Source organism: Aeromonas sp. 19NY04SH05-1 (assembly GCF_040581895.1).
GTDB classification, from domain to species: Bacteria; Pseudomonadota; Gammaproteobacteria; order Enterobacterales; family Aeromonadaceae; genus Aeromonas; species Aeromonas enteropelogenes.
In genome coordinates, this window is record NZ_CP095328.1 from 2,423,085 (window position 1) to 2,439,802 (window position 16,718).

The following is a 16,718-nucleotide window of genomic DNA, read 5'->3' on the forward strand; positions in this document are numbered from 1 at the left end:
ACAAAAATAACGATTATTTCAGAGAGTTATCCAATCACGTCGGCGGCTTCTGTCATTTGCCGTGAAGAGTGCATGAATCAAGATTGATAAAAATGCCCCTTGCCAGCCAGGAATTATCATCAGGGCCCCGCAATGGGGAACATAAATGATATGGGCGGGGCCGCCATTATCATTATGAGAATACAAGCCTCATCACTCCCCTCTCACAAGGAGCCAGGCTCGCCAGTGTGACGCCACGATCAATACCTCTTGCTCCAACCACTTATCTTGTTGCCGCAACTCGTTTAACCAACCTGTGCCAACCTTGTCCGCTTCGCTCGCAGCCACGGCGAAATCCGACGAACGCCAGTGAACCTTGTCATCCCCGGTTAACAGACCACATACCGGACGAGCGTAATGTTGCAGGAAAAGTGTTAACTGACAGGGCAACCACAGCATTACCGGGCGATTGAGATCCCGGGCCAACTCCACCGCAATATCAATGCCACGCTGATCCAGATCGCCAAAATGAGCCCACTGAACAGAGTCAGGTAATAAAGGGATACACCGTTTGGCCAGACTCGTATTACGGCCCGGCGCAAACAACAGCAACTGGCCCCTTTGTAACGGGTAATCGACAAAAGCCCCCTTGTTCTCCACCGTGATAACTTGCGTCCCCTGCCAATCAACGGCAGCCAGGGTTGCCAGCGCTCGCTCAGGCAAGGCCAGCTCACCCAATAGCCTCATGGATTCTGTCATGTCGTGGCGCAGGCCAACGAGATCCACAAAGACTATCTGATCCAACGTGCGCAGACGGAGTACCTCATCCTGTGTCAGTACCATGTTGATGGGCAATTGGCTGGCCGAGTTATCACTGCGGGGATATTTGCTATCGCCATGCCAAAGGGCATGGAAACTGGCCTGATTAAGACACGAAGGCAGTGTCACGCCAAGGGTCTGCAAATGCTCACGTTTATCAGGTGCCACAGAGACCACTTGGGCCAGTTGTCTAACGAGATAATCACGTCCTGCCTCTGTCAACACATGACGGGCACTGCGTCCAACCGGCCTGATCCCGTCAACTGCCTGCAGTCGGATCAGCAGTTCACGACCATGCTTGCTATCAAATGAACATCCCTTCTCGTTCTGGCTATCGAGCAACCTGGCACAGAGACCTTGTATATGCTTTTCCGCAAATAACGACATGGTGCAGCCCCCTCACATCAGCTTCATATGAAGAAGTAGATGTGATTTTCCAGGCCGTTACCGTGACTTGCCTCGCAGTGGTGGACCTGTTCCTTCGATGTCCTAAGCTGGTCACAACCGCAGCGCCCCCTGACAACCGGAAAAAGCACAGGTACGCGACAGTCAACATCCCTGACCCAATACCCCCACAACTGCGAAATAGACTACTTTTTCAACAAAAAGAAACGGCTATGGGTGGCCCGGGCAACCAGCTTGTGGCACTCTGGCCAATCTCAGGGAAAGATCCACCACGACACCGAGGTGTCATCACAGCAAAGGAGCGCCACCGATGGCCAAAGTCAGCAAGAAAGAGATCAAGAAGAAGATCGCCGCCCGCCTCGAGAAGATTGCCAAGCACGAGAGCAAGATCAAGAAGCTGAAGAAGGCCCTGAAGTAAGGGCTACGCGATAAGAAAAACCGCCAGCTGGCGGTTTTTTATTGCCGCATATCCTCAAATAACACCAGCCCCCGCGGGTTGCCCATAAATAAAGGGCAAGAGCGCCGAACGGGCGCCGCGCACGGCGTTATCACGAACTAGCCTTGATGATGTGTTTGATATGAGCCTGTTGTGGAGCGCCATATGTACTCTTACACCCTCACCTTCAAGGATGAAGCCGATCGCCTGACCGCCCCGGAGCAAGAGATCAGCCTGCAAAGCCCCGCCCTCGCCGGGGACTTTATCATTCTCTCCGACGGCAGCCGCCATCAGATCATGTTTATCACTCACCGCGCCCACTACAGCAGTCTCTATCTCGATAAAGGAGTCAGGGTGCCACAGGGCTGACGGACATGTGGGTCATATCAAACAGCTTGTCGAGCACACGCGCACACAAACCACGGAAATAGAAAAGCGGCCTGTTGGCCGCTTCAGGGATATGGCGAGAAACGCCGTCATGGCATTGAGATGGCTATTCGCTCTTTAACACCGGCTGGCGCACTATCTCGACACCTTTTTTATAGACCACCAGCATCCCGGGCGGGCTATCAGGCTCTCCTATCACGGTCACCTCACAATCATAGCGATAAGGGCCGCTGGTGAATTGATATCCCCGGCCATCGCCTCATCTCTGCTCCCCTGCTCTGTTTTCCTCCCCATTCACCTTGAGGAGAGGCTGCCCCGTATTTGGTTTTACACGCCTGCGAACGGCTATTTATCGAGCGCCAGGAAATAGTGATACCCATCTTCCTTCCTATACCCCAGGGACTCATACAATCTTTGCGCGGCCGAATTGTCTCTCGCGGTTTCCAGGGCCAGCCCCCTGGCGTTTGTCGCCATGGCAAACTCCTTTGCCGTATCCATCAATTTTTTGGCAACTCCCAAGCGCCTGGCCTGCGCCACGACATACAGGTCGTTCAGAACCCATATCCGTTTGGCGGCGACGGATGAAAATGAGGGGTAGAGCTGGGTAAAACCGATGCCGGCACCCTGCTTATCTCTGGCAAAAAAGATCACTGACTCCTGTTGTGACAGGCGCTCGGCCAGAAAATGACGAGCCAGGGTCATATCCTCTTGTTGGCCGTAAAAGATCCGGTATGCATTAAATAAGGGGCTGATGATATCCAGATCATCCATGCCGGCCCTGATAATTTCCATCAACTCTGCTCCATCCCAGAAACATCATCAAAATAGGTATCGGGTACTCCGTCCTCTTTATCAGTCAGAGAACGAGTCCATCAGGACGATACCCGAGAGCCATCGAAACTGACATAACCGGCGCCTGTAAACTCCACAGAAAAATGAGCAGGTTGGTCAAAGGCAGGGAGCGAAACCATTTTTGGGCTCACGCCACTCGCTACATCACCTCGATCTTTACCTTGATAAGGCCAGCGCGTGTATTGCCGATGGCGCTGAACGCGGCTCGGGAGAGATCGATGATTCGCCCGCGTTTAAAGGCGCCTCTGTCATTGACTTTGACCACCACGCTCCTGCCGTTGGCGAGATTGGTGACCCGCACCATGGAACCAAAAGGCAGCGTCATATGGGCGGCGGTGTTGAGATTGGTTTGATAGCGCTCGCCGCTGGCGGTGCGTTTGTTGTGGTAGCGGTCGGCGTAGTAGGAGGCGAGCCCCGTCTCGGTATAACCTTGCCAGTCGCCGCCACGACCGGCATCAGGCTGGCTGCTGCAGGCTGCCAGCAGCAGACTGAGTGATAACAGCAGCCCTTTTTGCACTCCCCTCTTCATCCTGTTTCCCCGATATTGATGGCGCCACCCGACCCGCAGGCTGGCGCTTCGTTGCCAAAATGCGGCTTTCGCGCACGAGTCGTCCACTTTCGCATATTTTCCATAGAAAACGGGAGGCCAAGCCTCCCGTTTTGTTTATTCACCCGTCAACCTTTGTCAGGCGATAAGCTTGTCATCGCTAAAGCCGAAGCCGCGCAGGCCCACCACATGCACATGCTCGTGCTTGCCCTGCACTTTACGGATGAGCTTGTAGGTGGTGCCCTTCTCGGGGCTGATGTTCTCCGGCGCCGCGATAAGCAGCTGCATGTCCTGCCGCTCGCACAGCTCGAACAGGGTGGCGATGGATTTGCCATCCAGACGGGCCGCTTCGTCGAGGAACAACAGACGACAGGGAGCGATATCCTTGCCGCGCAGACGGCGGGACTCCTCCTCCCAGCTGATCAGCACCATCAAGAGGATGGCCTGACCGGTACCGATCGCCTCGCCGGTAGAGAGCGCGCCGCTCTCGGCCCGCAGCCAGCCATCGGCCCCGCGCTGCACCTCGATCTCCAGCTCCAGGTAGTTGCGATAGTCGAGCAGCACGTCGCCCATCACCTGATAGCTGCGATCCCCCTGCTCCACTTGCGGGTTGAGGCGCTGGAACAGCTTGGCCATCGCCTCGGAGAAGCTGAGCTCCTTGTCGGCAAACAGATCGTTGTGCATGGCGGTCTGATCGGCGAGCGCCGTCAGCAGACGAGTGTGGGCCTCGCGGATATTGACGTTGAGGCGCACCCCGCGCACCAGACCGAAGGCGATGTTCTGCAAGCCCTGGTTGAGCACCCGGATGCGGTTCTGCTCGCGGCGGATGATGTTGGTGATCTTGGCCGCCACTTCGTGGGAGGAGAGCGACAGATGGGTTTCCCGCTGCTTGAGCTCGTCGGCCAGACGGGCCAGCTCGATCTCCATCTCTTCGATCGCCTCGACCGGATCATCGGAGCGGATGATGTCGTTGCGGATGCGATCTTTGAGGTAACGATAGACCTGCACGTAGAAGGCCACCTTCTGCTCGGTGCTGCGGTTGCCCTCGGAGAGACGCAGCGCATCGCGCAGGGCCTCGTCGTGGGCCACCGCCCCCCGCAGGGCGCCGAGGGCCTTGTCCGACATGGAGCGCAGTTCGTCGCTGTCGAGGTACGCCAGCTCGCGCTTGTTCAGGCGCTTCTCGACGTCGGTCTCCCGCGCCAGCCGCACCACCCGCGACCAGCTCGCCTTGTGACCCACCAGGGATTTGCGGGCACCGAAGTAATCCTTGCCTTCCAGCTTGAGACGACCGCCGAGGGATTCAATCTCGCGCTTGGTTACCTGCAACTGGGCCTCGGCGCTGGTGCGACGGGAGCGGGTGCGGATAAGCAGCTCTTCGATCTCCTTCTTGTGGGCACGCGCCTTCTCTTCCATGTCGTCAGAGAGGGTCAGCCCCATGGCCGCCAGCTCCTGCTCGAACTCGGTCAGGGTCTGGCGCTTGGCCTCGACGCTGGAGTTGAGGGCGGTGCGCAGCTGCAGCGCCTCGGTGTGACGCTGGGCAATCTGCTTGTGCTGCTCACCGGCGGTGCGGGCCGCCAGCTCGGCCGCCTTGAGCTTCTCTTTGAGTCGCTCGCTCATCTCGGAGGCTTTGCCCAGCAGGTCTTGTGCATCCTGATAGGCAAAGTGCGGCAGGCGGGCCACCAGCTGATCGAGGGCGTAGCAACGGCGCTTCTGCTCGGCCAGCAATTCGTTGGCTTCGTCAAACGTCGCCTGTAGGGCAGAGAGATCCTGCGGATCCTGGCGCAGCACCTGCACCATGGTTTCCAGTTTTTCCAGCGACTTGCCGTGTTTGGCGATAAAGGCTTCGGCCTGTTTCAACGCTTCCACGTCGGCGTTGGCCGCCTCGAGGCGGGCAGCCAGGTCTGTCTCGGCAAACAGGTGGGCAAAGGGCAACATCCCCTGCACCAGCTGGATATGGCGGGTCAGCTGGGCGGCAGCCGCTTTGGCCTCGGTCAGCTGCTTGTTGCACTCGGCGATGGTCTCTTGCAACTTGCGCTGCTCGGCCTGTTTGGCCTGCACTTCGGCTTCCGGGTCGGGGCGGAAGGCGATGTCCAGATGCTGGCCAATAAAGTCGCGGAAGTGGCCGTAGAGGCGGTGGTACTTCTGCTGCTCGAAGGCGGCCTTGGCGTAGCCCTCGATAAGCTCTTCGCGCTCAAGGTCGAGCTGTTCGATCCGTTTTTCCCGGGCGGCGCGGCCAAACAGCGGCAGCTCGGGGTAGCGGGAGAAGCGCACCTGACGCTTGCTGGTGCGCACCAACACGGCGTCACCCAGCTCGTCCGCTTCCACCAGATCCTCGTCAAAGGAGTCTGGGTTGCCCTGAATGAGGTAGATATCCTCCGGGCAATCTTCCAGCTTTTTCAGCCGCTCGATGGCGCCTTCCAGGTCGAGCACCACCAGGGCGCTGCGAGCCGGGCCGTAGAGGGCGGAGTAGTAAGGGGCATCGTCGATGGAGATGTCGTCATAGACATCGGAGAGCAGCACGCCCCCCACCTGCTCGGCGATGCGGGCAAGACGGGGATCCGCCTCACCGGCCCCCAGCTGCAGGTTGCGAATTTGCAGCTCCAGCGCCTGTTTCTGCGCCGCGATGCGGTTGCTCTCCTGCTCGAATTCGCGCTCCTTGTCGAGCACGCTCTGCATGCCGGAAGAAAGTTCTTCGGCGGTGGCGAGCGGCAGCCCACTCTGCTCGCGCAGCTGCTCGAGCTTCTCGAAGGATTTCAGCCAGCGCGGGGCCAGCTTGGTCAGCTCCGCGATATCGCGGCCGAGCTGGCTGCCCTGATGCTCGAGGCTGGCGCGGCGCTGATTGACTTCAGCCTGTTGCTCGGAGAGCTCCTCCTGACGGGTGCGCTGGGCTTCGAGGAAGATTTCCAGCTCGTCCTGGCTCGCGATCAGCTGGCCGGAGGCCTGCTGCAGCTCGTCACGCAAGCGCAGCAGCGCCTGCTGGCTCTCGCTCTCTTTCTCGAGGCGGGCCAGCGCAGCGCGCAGCCCCTGCCCCTGGGCGATGCGGGCCTTGTCTTCGATATGACGCTTGAGCAGCCCCTGGGCGGTGGGCCAGGCTGCCTCACGGGCGGTCTCGGGGGCAATGTTCAAAAGCAGCGCCAGCGCCGCTTCGTGCTCGGCCACCGCCGCCTTGGCCAGCGCCAGCTGCTGCTCGGCCCCCAGCACCCGGCTGGTGAGGCTCTGCTCGGCGGCGCGGAACTGGTGCAGGGTGTCGCTCGCTTGTTCGGCGGTCAGCCCCGGCAGCTCGCACTGCTCGCGGGCGTTTTCCAGGGCCTGCACCGCCTGACGGTACTGGATGGCACGGGTCTGCTGGATATCGAGCGCCTGCTGATAGTCGGCCAGCTGGGTCTTGAGGCTGTCCACCTCGGCCTGAGCCAGCTCCTTGCGCTCTTCCACCTCCAGCAACTGGCTGTGGATCTCCTCCACCACCGCTTGTTGCTGTTCGAGTTTGTCAGAGAGATCCGCCAGATCGGCGCGATACATCTCGATCTTCTTTTGCAGTGCCACGGCGGCCAGCACCTTGGCCAGGTGCTCGGCGGCGGACTCCAACTCGTCGGTCAGCAGTTTCTCGCGGTTGGTGAGCTGCTCCACCTCGTCGGCCAGATAGATGGCGCGCTGCTTCTCCTCGGCCAGCAGGCGGCGTTTGCCCGCAAGCTCGGCCCGGGCCTTGAGGGCCAGATCGGAGAGGCGGCTCTTCTCGGCGGCATTGCGCACATAATCCGCCGCCACATAGTGAGTGGTCTCGGTGATCAGGTTCTTGAACAGATCCCGCTGGCCCTGAGTCTCTTTAATAGCCTCAAGGGTGCGGCGGTTCTCGTAGATGGCCGCCTCCATGTCCTGGAACGCCTTGCGCACGCCGGAGTTCTCCGGCAGCAGGTATTCACGCAAGGACCGGCTGATGGAAGACGAAATACCGCCGTAGAGGGAGGCTTCGATCAGGCGATAGAACTTGCCGCGATCTTTTTGATCACGAAGCTTCTTCGGGGTGATGCCGAACTCGAACATGAAGTTGTGATAGTCGGTCACCGTATTGAACTTGGCGACTTTCAACGCCCCCAGCTCCGCCGCCGCCCCTTTCAGATCGGCAAACGCGCGCACCCGCCCCTTGCCGTCCTCGAGTTTTTCCAGCAGCAGATCGGTGGGCACCAGATTGTCCGGCACATCCACCAAGGCGAACGGGGTGATATTGACCTTGTTGTCACGGTTGGCCACCTGCTCCAGATGCACGCCGACCCAGATCCGCTGCTCGCGGCTGTTTATCACTTCCAGCACTGAGTAGCAGTGACCGCGCTGCAGCTTGCCGTAGAGCCCCTTGTCACGGGAGGCGCTGCTCGATCCCGCCTCCGTGGTGTTGCGAAAATGGAGCAGAGACTGATCGGGAATGAGGGCCGCGATAAAGGCCGCCATGGTGGTGGACTTGCCCGCGCCGTTGCCGCCGGAGAGGGTAGTGACCAGCTGGTCGAGATCGAAGGTCCGGGCGAAGAAGCCGTTCCAGTTGACCATGGTCAGGGATTTGAACTTGCCTCGCACCTTTTATACCTCCAGATCCAGTTGTTCTTCATCGAGGTCCGCCTCGATATCGTCAAACAGCGAGTCGCTGCTCGGCATTTCGTCGTCGTGGAAGATGGCCTCCCCTTCCTGGATCATCCGCAGTTGGACGGCGCGGGGATCCTCATCGGAACGCACATCGGCGGCGAAGCGGAACACGGACTCGTTGACCCGGAATTTGTCCCCGTTGCCAAGGGCGGTGATCATACCAAGGCGACGCAGCCGGCGCATGGAGGTGCGAATTTTTTCGAGCAGCTTCTTCTTGTCGAGATCGGTGCCGCCGGAGCGGCTGTTGACCATGCGCAGCAGCTGCTTCTCGTCGGCCAGGCTCAGCACCTCCTCCTGCAGCTCGCCCATGGCAAACACCCCTTCCGAGGCGAGGCGATCAGGGCTCAGATAGAGGTAGCAAAGCACCTTGCCCACCAGCATATCGAGCTCGGAGAGCACTGTGGTGCCGATGTCGGCACTGGGGCGCGGGCGCAGGTAGAAAAAGCCTTCCGGCGCCTTGATGAGTTCGACCTGATAGCGGCCGTAGAAGATCTCCAGCTCCTGGTGATACTCCACCAGTGCCGAGTGCTGTTCGAACTCGTCGGCACTGATGTGACGACCGGAGCGCAAGGCGGTATCGATGCGCGGAAACAAGGGGTTGGCAATGGCCTCTGCGAGCCGCAGCGGCAAGGGAAACTCAGTATTGATCAATGACATAGGCCTGAACCTTGGATCCAGCTTGGTTAATGGGTTTCCATGCAGGTTGGCGATGCAGTTCGCGCTCGCCGCTGGCATGGCCCAGGCGCACGGCCTGGTCAATCAGAAGACGCGCCACGTCGAAGTGGGCGTGGGCCGGGTAGTCCAGCAGGTATTCCCGCAGCACGTCGGCCAAATCCAGCTGCTGACCCTGCTCGGGATAGCGGGCCAGGTAGCGCTCGATACGCTCGGCCAGCTCCTGGTTGATGTCCACCATCTCCATGTATTCCATCTCGAGGGGCACCTCGCCGGTCACCTCCTCGTCGTGGATGGCGATGGTTTCGTCGCGCAGCTCCAGCAGACGGGGCTCTTCGGCCACCCGCAGTTGCCAGTTGTGCTGATCGAAGTTGCGGATGGATTCCCGCAGCCGCTGGCTGAAGGCGCGGTTCTTGTCCATGTCGATGGCGTTACGGATGAACTTGTGAACGTGCCTGTCGTAGCGGGCCCACAGCTCGATACACTGCTGGCCCCAGCTGGTGATCACATCGAGCCGTCCTTGCAAGGCGTGAGTCAGCTCCTCGACGTGGAACAGATCCTCGCGCCCCTGGGCAGCTTCCTGAATGTTGAGGAGCCCCGCCTGCAGGCGGTGGCCGGCGGCGTCCAGGGTATCCTGCAACTCGCGCAGGGTCTGGCCGGTCTCGTGCAGCAGTTTTTCGCAGCTGTGGATGGCATCGACCCAGTTCTGGGTCAGCAGGGCCGCGATCTCGTTTTTGACCTGATTTTGCTGCTCATCCATGGCGCGCTGGGTCAGATCGATGCGTCCCAGGGTCTCCTCCAGGGAGAAGGTGAGGCGCGGCAGCACCTCCGCATCCCACTGCTCGCGGGTATTGGTCTCGAGCGCCGCCTTGCGGGCGGTGTCGAGCTCGGCCGCCAGGTGTTCGAGCAAAATGGAGAGCTTGATGGAGTCGACCTGGCGCTGATCCAGGAAGAAATCGACGATGCTCATGCCAAGGCGCGACAGGCGATAGAGGCTCTCTCCCGCCACCATGTCGGTGTTGAAGCGCGACAGCAACTGCTGGCGAATGAGATCGTTGATGGCGTTGTTGGCGCGGCCGGTGAGGGTCTCGTCCATCTGACCAAAAGCACTGCTGACGTAGCCAAAGGCATCGTGCAGCGCCGCCTCCGACAGATCCGACTCATCTTCGGACAGGGTCTTGATTGCAATCAGAAAGGCCAGTCGATCGGTCGGCAGGCTCAGCGCCAACCCCTCCTGCCTGACCCACCCTACTATCTCCGGCAAAGAACGCTCGGGCAGGGTACGGGATGTACTCATCATGACGTTGTCATCTCGTTGTTATCCATTTGGATGGCCTTATCAGGAAAATCCGGCCATCTCGTTGTTATCCATTGGATGGCCTTATCAGAACAATCCGGCCATCTCGTCGTGCTATCAAGTGCAAGCGGTAACCCGTTTGCAGCTGCCTTGGGCAGCATCCCCACTGATAAAAACAGGAGCGTCTATCAGCTGGCGGGCTTTTGCGCCATCACGTGGATATAGCGCCCCAGGGCGACAAACGGTTCCTGGCGGCAATATTGTTGCTCCATGGCCAGCAGATCGTCGAATTTTTCCAGCTGATCCTGCTTGTGGCGCATGTAGTCGTGAATGACCCGCACCCCGGTCTTGCCGATTATCTTGAGCCCACCCCGCCCAATCCAGTCATAGACCTGCTCGGGCAGTTGGGGATTGGTGGGGGTCAGGGCAGTCTGACGCTTCTTGCGAAGACCCAGGCGCACATAGTCAAAGTTGCCCACCACCAGGCTCTGAAACAAAAGGCCATGGCGGTTGTAAAAAAGCAGCGACAGTATGCCCCCGGCATTGACGAAAGGAAACAGACCTAACAGGGTCTGGCGTGGCTCGGCAAGCCACTCCAGCACGGCGTGGCAGAGTACCAGATCAAAAGTACCGGTCACATGTTGCTTCAGATCCTGAATGGGGCAATGAATGAGACGAATATTGTCTTCCAGCCCCTTCTCGGCGATCTGGGTGCGGGCCAGGGCCAGCATCTCCGCCGAGAGATCGCACAGCTCCACCTGATGGCCCATGGCCGCCAGCTTCTGGGCGAAGTAGCCAAAGCCGCCCCCCGCATCCAGGATCCGCAGGGGCCGATTGCCCAGCCGCGCCAGGCAGGCCTCGATGTCGCTCCACACCACGGTCGTGCGGATGCGCCCCTTGGTGGAGTCATAAATATTGCGGGCGAACTTGTCGGCGCGACCGTCAAAACTCTGATCTTGCTTCAAGAGAAACTCAACTCTGGCCATACAAAAAAAGGAAGGTATTCTGTCACATCCCGAATTTGCTGAAAACTCAAGGACGATAGTGCCGTGTTTACGCTCAACTTTTTTGCCATCAAGAAGTGGCTTGGCCAGCTGCTGATGCCGCTCCCCTTTTCTCTCTCCTTGTTGCTGCTGGCCCTGCTGCTGCTCTGGTTCACCCGCTTTCAGAAAACCGGCAAGCTGCTGGCAACCCTCTCCCTGCTTATCGTCGCCCTGATGGGCACGCGCCCGGTAAGCTATGAGCTGGCCCGCCCATTGGAGCAGACCTTCCCCCCCTTCGAGGTGAGCCAGCATCCGGATATCCAGGCCATCGTGGTACTGGGTAACGGTCATGTCAGCGATCCGGCGATCCCCGAGCGCTCCTGGCAGAACAACATTGCCCTGGCCCGCACTCTGGAAGGAGTACGCCTGGCCCAGGCCTATCCCGATGCCGAGCTGATCTTCTCAGGCTATGTGTCGGGGGATCCCCTCTCCAACGCCGAGGTCAATGCCCGCATGGCACAGAGCCTCGGCATACCGCGTACACGGATCACGTTGTTTGAAAACAACAAAGATACTCATGATGAAGCAGTCAGTATCAGCCGCCATCTCAAGGGAAAACGGGTCGCACTGGTGAGTTCAGCCACCCATCTTCCCCGCGCCATGGCCCTCTATCAGGGACAGGGACTCAATGCCGTGCCGGCCCCCACCGATTACACCGCCAAGCAGAGCCAGGAGCCCCAGCCTCTCTATAGTTATCTGCCCAAGGGGCGTTATCTGATGTATTCCGAGGCTGCCATTCACGAATGGATTGGGGTATGGTGGGCACGCTTGCGGGGGCAGGTTAACGAATGAGCGATCAAGCGTTTCATTCCTGATTTGGATCAGGAAAGCGAAAAAAAATTACGTCATTTGCCGCCGGGTCAGCTATCTTGGGCTCGGTTCAATTCATATAATGTCGCGCAATCAAATGCCTAGGAGATATAGAAGATGAGACAGCACCTGGTAATGGGTAACTGGAAACTGAACGGCACCAAGGCTTCCGTCGAAGCACTGATCAAAGGACTGACCCCGGCGGCTGCCGCTCATCCTTCTGTTCAAGTCGCCGTCTGCCCCCCTGTTATCTTTTTGGGTATGGTTGAGCAGCTGACTGCCGGCACCAAGATCGCCTATGGCGCCCAGAACGCCGACGTGCACGAGTCTGGTGCCTTCACCGGCGAAAACGCCCCCTCCATGCTCAAAGCCTTCGGTTGCACCTACTCCCTGGTCGGCCATAGCGAGCGTCGCACCCTGCACGCAGAGACCGACGACGTGGTTGCTGCCAAGTACGAAGCCATCCAGAAAGGCGGTCTGGTACCGGTTCTGTGCATCGGTGAGACCCTGGCCCAGTTCGAGGCCGGCACCACCAACCAGGTGGTTGAGACCCAGCTGAAGGCTGTTATCGACCGCTGCGGTATCGCCTCCTTCGCCAACGCCGTCATCGCTTACGAGCCGGTATGGGCCATCGGCACCGGCAAGACTGCCACCCCGGAAATCGCCCAGGCCGTGCACGCTCACATCCGTCAGTACCTGGCCGGTTTTGACGCGGACGTGGCTGCCAAGGTACAGATCCTGTACGGTGGTTCCGTGACTGGCGCAACCGCTGCCGACCTGTTTGGTCAGCCGGACATCGACGGTGGCCTGGTGGGTGGTGCGTCCCTGAAAGTGGACGACTTCTCCCAGATCATTGCTGGCGCGGCCAAGTAATCGGCTGCCATGGAGGGGGCGCTTGCCCCCTCCTGCGTATCGCTTTTCCTATGGTGGCCCCCGCATCCCATACGAAAGCCGATATAGTAAAAATGGCTTGTCTATTTCCAAACATTCGTATTTGACAACTCAGATCCAGAGGCACTCATGACCAAACAAATCAAACGTATTGGTGTTCTGACCAGTGGTGGCGACGCGCCGGGTATGAACGCAGCCATCCGCGCCGTGGTGCGCGCCGGCCTGCATCATGGCCTGGAAGTGTACGGCATCTATGATGGCTATCTCGGTCTGCACCAGGATCGCATCGTCAAGCTGGAGCGCCACAGCGTTTCCGACGTGGTGAACCGTGGTGGTACTTTCCTGGGTTCTGCCCGTTTCCCTGCCTTCAAAGATCCGGCCGTTCGCGCCGAAGCGATCGAGAACCTGAAAAAGCACGGCATCGACGCCCTGGTGGTGATCGGCGGTGACGGCTCCTACATGGGCGCCAAGAAGCTGACCGAAGAGGGTTTCCCCTGCATCGGCCTGCCGGGCACCATCGACAACGATATCGCCGGCACCGACTTCACCATCGGTTTTGATACTGCCCTGAACGTGGTCGTAGACGCAATCGACCGTCTGCGCGACACCTGCAGCTCCCACCACCGCATCTCCGTGGTCGAGATCATGGGCCGTCACTGTGGCGATCTGGCCATGTCTGCCGCCGTTGCCGGTGGTGCCGAATACGTGATCGTGCCGGAAGTGGCTTTCGACAAAGAGAAGCTGCTGCAACAGATCAAGGAAGGTGAAGTCAAAGGCAAGAAGCACGCCATTATCACCATCTGTGAACACGTTACCGACGTGAATGCACTGGCCAAGGATATCGAAGCCATGACCGGCCGCGAAACCCGAGCCACTATCCTGGGCCACATCCAGCGTGGCGGTGCCCCGACGGCCCGTGACCGCATCATGTCCAGCCGTATGGGGGCCTACGCCGTCGAGCAGTTGCTGGCCGGCCATGGTGGCCGCTGCGTCGGTATCCAGCGCAACGAGCTGGTTCACCACGACATCATCGACTGTATCGAGAACATGAAGCGCCCCTTCGATCAGGAGCTCTACAACCTCTCCACCACCCTGTTCTAAGGCATATCAGTCCAAACAGGCCAGTCTGATAAAAACCCTCCACTCGGAGGGTTTTTTTATTTCGTCCTGATGGCCAACCCCATTGCGCCAGAGCTTATCCAGCACAACATGTGCCTGCCTCTGCTCAGGAGAAACACAAAGCGCCAGGCGCTTGTATCTGTCAGGCTCGCGGCTCAACATTCGCGACTCAACAAAGACGCGATCCCTATCACCACCATGCCTCCCCCTGCTCTCTTGCGTACCGCTGTGTACGACAGCCAAGACGCCCACCTTGCTTATACCGACCTCAAGCCGAGTAATGTAAGGCAAGCGCATTCCAGCCTGGCCTCCCGTGCCAATCCGTCACTACCAGCGACTTGCCCTGACACACTAGACAGGCTAAACGGTCTCACCACTATATTGGTGGCGATAAAATGCACACCTACGCCTCTGCAGCCTCTGTTATGCGGTCAACGCACCTGAAAACGGGCCCTTTTCTGCAAATTCGGATGCAGTTCACTGCGAATAGAAGCCTGATATGACAAGGCCTGACCGTGAAATGACGCATATTGATATCCAGTGGATGAGATATCCATGTCATATCCTGTCAAATCCAGTTCATACGCACTTTTAGTCAACCAAAAACACCCCTTTTCAGCCAGATAAGTGCCATCTAACGAATGGGAATCATATAAAACCCACAAAAAAGAAGGATGAATGAACGCATAACCGCATGAATTTAAAAGAATTAAATATCATCAAACAAGTCAAGTGTTCCCCAGCTATCACCATGCCCATTAAACGAGCTCCATGTTGTAAAAATACAGCCTTCATCGTCACAGGCGACAAAAGACATCATTTTCTCAAATTTAACCCTTGTTTTAAGGCTGGTGTATGGTATCTTGACATCATCAATCAACGACTTGGGGAGAAAAAAATGAAAGAATTTGTTGTGACTGCGGTATTCACCGTCTTTTTCACCCTGGTTGCTGTCTCTCTGCCCTCACTGTCACAGTTCTGAGCCGGATAGGGAGACATCAATCCGGACCGCTTGTGTCAGCCAAGCCTGATAAATCGCCACTAACAGGTATTTTTCAGCCTTGATGCCATCACAAGCCACTTAAATATGATTTCATCATCTTGGCGTCGTTTTTTTCACCGCCAGGGTGACAGGACAGCAGGACGAAGTGTCCAATCATATCCGGGGGAGCATGACTCCCCTTTTTGCTGCCCGTTATTTGCTCACGTCATCTTCAATCCTGAATGACCATGGGCGCTGCCATCCCCCCGCGGCCTGCCCCCCCAATCTGAATTTCCCTCCCCTGGCCTGACCATGCTCGCTCACCTCGTCTGAATGAACTTTTGCCTGCCAGCTGGGATCAAAAAAGCCCCCACCGCGAGGTGGGGGCTTTGTCTTTCAAGCTATGCCGTCAGGCTGGCAGATGGCGTCGTTACGCCTTGTTCCAGCGCTGCGAGTCATATTCCGGGCTGAAGCGGTCGACGATGACCGCACAGGCCGCATCACCCGTGATATTGAGAGCGGTACGGATCATGTCGAACAGACGATCCAGGGCAAACAGCAGCGGCAAGCCTTCGATGGGAATGCCGGCTGCCAGCAGCACGGCCACCACCAGGAAGCTCGGGCCCGGCACGCCGGCCTGGCCGATAGCCCCCAGGGTGGAGGTCACAATGATGGCCGCCCAGGCACCGGCGCTCAGATCGATGTTGTAGATCTGGGCGAAGAAGATGGCGACCAGACCGTAATAGATGGCGTTACCGCTCATATTGATGGTGGCCCCCAGCGGCAGCACGAACGAGGCAGTGGCGTTGCTCACCTTCAACTCCCGCTCGCAGGTTTCCATGTTGACCGGCAGGGTCGCCATGGAAGAGGCGGTGGAGAAGGCCACGATCTGCGGCTTCTTCATGGCGGAGAGATACTTCATCACCGGGGTGTTGGAGAAGATCGCCACCAGCAGCGGATAGACCACGAAACCGAAGATCAGGATGGCGCCGACATAGACCAGGAACAGCTTGAGCACCAAGGTCAGCACATCGAAACCATAGGTACCGATGGCGTCGGCCATCAGGCCGAAGACTCCCAGGGGCGCAATCAGCATCACCTTGTTGATCATCCAGACGAAAGCATCCACCAGGGTGTTGAGGCCATCGACCAGCGGCTTGGCCCGTTCACGGGGCTGCTTGGCCAGCGCGATGCCGAGGAACATGCAGAACACCAGGATCTGCAGTATGTTGGCCTCGTTCAAAGACTGGAACACGTTGGTCGGGATCATCCCGAGCACGGTAGCCACCGCATCGGGCAGTGCGCCCTTGTCGGAGTAGTCACCACTAAACAGGGTGGACATGGCACCGAAGTCGACACCGATGCCGGGCTTGAAGAGTTGTCCCATCACCAGCGCCAAGGAGACGGCCAGTGCAGAAGTCAGCAGGAAGAAGCCCAGGGTGGCGGCACCTATTTTGCCGGCCGCCGGGCTGGTCCCCAGGTTGGCGGCACCGGAGAGAATGGCCACCGCCACCAGAGGGATCACCAGCATCTTGATCAGCTGGATGAAGAGGCTACCGAGTGGAGCGAAGATGGCCGCCTGTTCACCCATGAACACCCCGGCCAGCACACCCAGTACCATGGCAACCATCACTTGGAAGCCGATATTTCTAATGAGTCCTTTAGTTAACACAATCTGTTCCTTTATGTAGCAAAATTCACACTTTTCCCAGTGCAATTAACCAAACAGGGGAATGAGCATCTGCTCATTCCCCTGTTTGGGCGCTTTATCTCATATTTAATTGCTGTTTTAAATCAGCAAATCGTTAACCGAAGCTATTAATAATTTTGCTAAAAAGTAAAGATTC

General features: G+C 58.3%; 13 protein-coding genes. 5 read left to right on the forward strand and 8 right to left on the reverse strand.

What is annotated here, in order from left to right; translation table 11 throughout:
* Window positions 1–192 precede the first annotated feature (192 nt).
* A complete protein-coding gene (locus MRK42_RS11075; protein ID WP_338609874.1) occupies window positions 193–1,185 on the reverse strand; it encodes a Wadjet anti-phage system protein JetD domain-containing protein in 993 nt (330 codons plus the stop codon).
* A gap of 619 nt (window positions 1,186–1,804) precedes the next feature.
* On the opposite strand from MRK42_RS11075, the gene MRK42_RS11080 reads away from it, so the two are divergent.
* Window positions 1,805–2,008 carry a hypothetical protein gene (locus MRK42_RS11080; RefSeq protein WP_026457241.1) on the forward strand — a complete coding sequence of 68 codons (204 nt, stop codon included), beginning with the start codon at window positions 1,805–1,807 and terminating at the stop codon, window positions 2,006–2,008.
* Window positions 2,009–2,371: 363 nt separating this feature from the next.
* Here the strand turns inward: MRK42_RS11080 and MRK42_RS11085 are convergent, their stop codons facing one another.
* From MRK42_RS11085 to cmoM, 6 genes are all read right to left on the reverse strand, one after another.
* The gene (locus MRK42_RS11085) at window positions 2,372–2,818 is read right to left on the reverse strand and encodes a GNAT family N-acetyltransferase (protein ID WP_338609877.1); all 447 of its coding nucleotides are present in this window, start codon (window positions 2,816–2,818) and stop codon (window positions 2,372–2,374) included.
* Between the two features lie 199 nt (window positions 2,819–3,017).
* Window positions 3,018–3,407 carry a septal ring lytic transglycosylase RlpA family protein gene (locus tag MRK42_RS11090; RefSeq protein ID WP_042069249.1) on the reverse strand — a complete coding sequence of 130 codons (390 nt, stop codon included), beginning with the start codon at window positions 3,405–3,407 and terminating at the stop codon, window positions 3,018–3,020.
* 156 nt (window positions 3,408–3,563) lie between these two features.
* Window positions 3,564–7,991, reverse strand: a complete 4,428-nt coding sequence (mukB, locus tag MRK42_RS11095; RefSeq protein ID WP_338609880.1) for a chromosome partition protein MukB — start codon at window positions 7,989–7,991, stop codon at window positions 3,564–3,566.
* A 3-nt stretch (window positions 7,992–7,994) separates the two neighbouring features.
* Window positions 7,995–8,714, reverse strand: coding sequence for a chromosome partition protein MukE (gene mukE / locus MRK42_RS11100; protein ID WP_026457138.1), 720 nt, complete (start codon window positions 8,712–8,714; stop codon window positions 7,995–7,997).
* Window positions 8,695–10,029, reverse strand: a complete 1,335-nt coding sequence (gene mukF, locus MRK42_RS11105; protein WP_201939674.1) for a chromosome partition protein MukF — start codon at window positions 10,027–10,029, stop codon at window positions 8,695–8,697. Before mukF ends, mukE begins: the two co-directional genes overlap by 20 nt.
* 185 nt (window positions 10,030–10,214) lie before the next feature.
* Window positions 10,215–10,991 (reverse strand): tRNA uridine 5-oxyacetic acid(34) methyltransferase CmoM, encoded by a 777-nt coding sequence (gene cmoM, locus MRK42_RS11110; RefSeq protein ID WP_338609883.1) that lies wholly within the window; start codon window positions 10,989–10,991, stop codon window positions 10,215–10,217.
* Between the two features lie 135 nt (window positions 10,992–11,126).
* Between cmoM and MRK42_RS11115 the strand changes: the two genes are divergently transcribed.
* From MRK42_RS11115 to MRK42_RS11130, 4 genes are all read left to right on the forward strand, one after another.
* Window positions 11,127–11,861, forward strand: coding sequence for an ElyC/SanA/YdcF family protein (locus MRK42_RS11115; RefSeq protein ID WP_235696155.1), 735 nt, complete (start codon window positions 11,127–11,129; stop codon window positions 11,859–11,861).
* 135 nt (window positions 11,862–11,996) lie between these two features.
* Window positions 11,997–12,752 carry a triose-phosphate isomerase gene (gene tpiA, locus MRK42_RS11120; RefSeq protein ID WP_026457842.1) on the forward strand — a complete coding sequence of 252 codons (756 nt, stop codon included), beginning with the start codon at window positions 11,997–11,999 and terminating at the stop codon, window positions 12,750–12,752.
* Window positions 12,753–12,899: 147 nt separating this feature from the next.
* Window positions 12,900–13,871: a 6-phosphofructokinase gene (gene pfkA, locus MRK42_RS11125; protein ID WP_026457843.1), complete on the forward strand. Its 972-nt coding sequence runs from the start codon at window positions 12,900–12,902 to the stop codon at window positions 13,869–13,871.
* A gap of 712 nt (window positions 13,872–14,583) precedes the next feature.
* Entirely contained in the window at window positions 14,584–14,871 is a 288-nt protein-coding gene (locus tag MRK42_RS11130) for a hypothetical protein (RefSeq protein ID WP_338609890.1), read from the forward strand.
* 430 nt (window positions 14,872–15,301) lie between these two features.
* Here MRK42_RS11130 and MRK42_RS11135 read toward each other — a convergent pair whose 3' ends face one another.
* A complete protein-coding gene (locus MRK42_RS11135; RefSeq protein WP_338609892.1) occupies window positions 15,302–16,543 on the reverse strand; it encodes a dicarboxylate/amino acid:cation symporter in 1,242 nt (413 codons plus the stop codon).
* Between the last annotated feature and the right edge of the window lie 175 nt (window positions 16,544–16,718).

Coding starts and splice junctions, on each gene's coding strand:
- MRK42_RS11075 (WP_338609874.1), bottom strand. CDS start 1,185: ATGTCGTTATTTGCGGAAAAGCATATACAAGGTCTCTGTGCCAGGTTG.
- MRK42_RS11080 (WP_026457241.1), top strand. CDS start 1,805: ATGTACTCTTACACCCTCACCTTCAAGGATGAAGCCGATCGCCTGACC.
- MRK42_RS11085 (WP_338609877.1), bottom strand. CDS start 2,818: ATGGAAATTATCAGGGCCGGCATGGATGATCTGGATATCATCAGCCCC.
- MRK42_RS11090 (WP_042069249.1), bottom strand. CDS start 3,407: ATGAAGAGGGGAGTGCAAAAAGGGCTGCTGTTATCACTCAGTCTGCTG.
- mukE (WP_026457138.1), bottom strand. CDS start 8,714: ATGTCATTGATCAATACTGAGTTTCCCTTGCCGCTGCGGCTCGCAGAG.
- mukF (WP_201939674.1), bottom strand. CDS start 10,029: ATGATGAGTACATCCCGTACCCTGCCCGAGCGTTCTTTGCCGGAGATA.
- MRK42_RS11115 (WP_235696155.1), top strand. CDS start 11,127: ATGCCGCTCCCCTTTTCTCTCTCCTTGTTGCTGCTGGCCCTGCTGCTG.
- tpiA (WP_026457842.1), top strand. CDS start 11,997: ATGAGACAGCACCTGGTAATGGGTAACTGGAAACTGAACGGCACCAAG.
- pfkA (WP_026457843.1), top strand. CDS start 12,900: ATGACCAAACAAATCAAACGTATTGGTGTTCTGACCAGTGGTGGCGAC.
- MRK42_RS11130 (WP_338609890.1), top strand. CDS start 14,584: ATGAATTTAAAAGAATTAAATATCATCAAACAAGTCAAGTGTTCCCCA.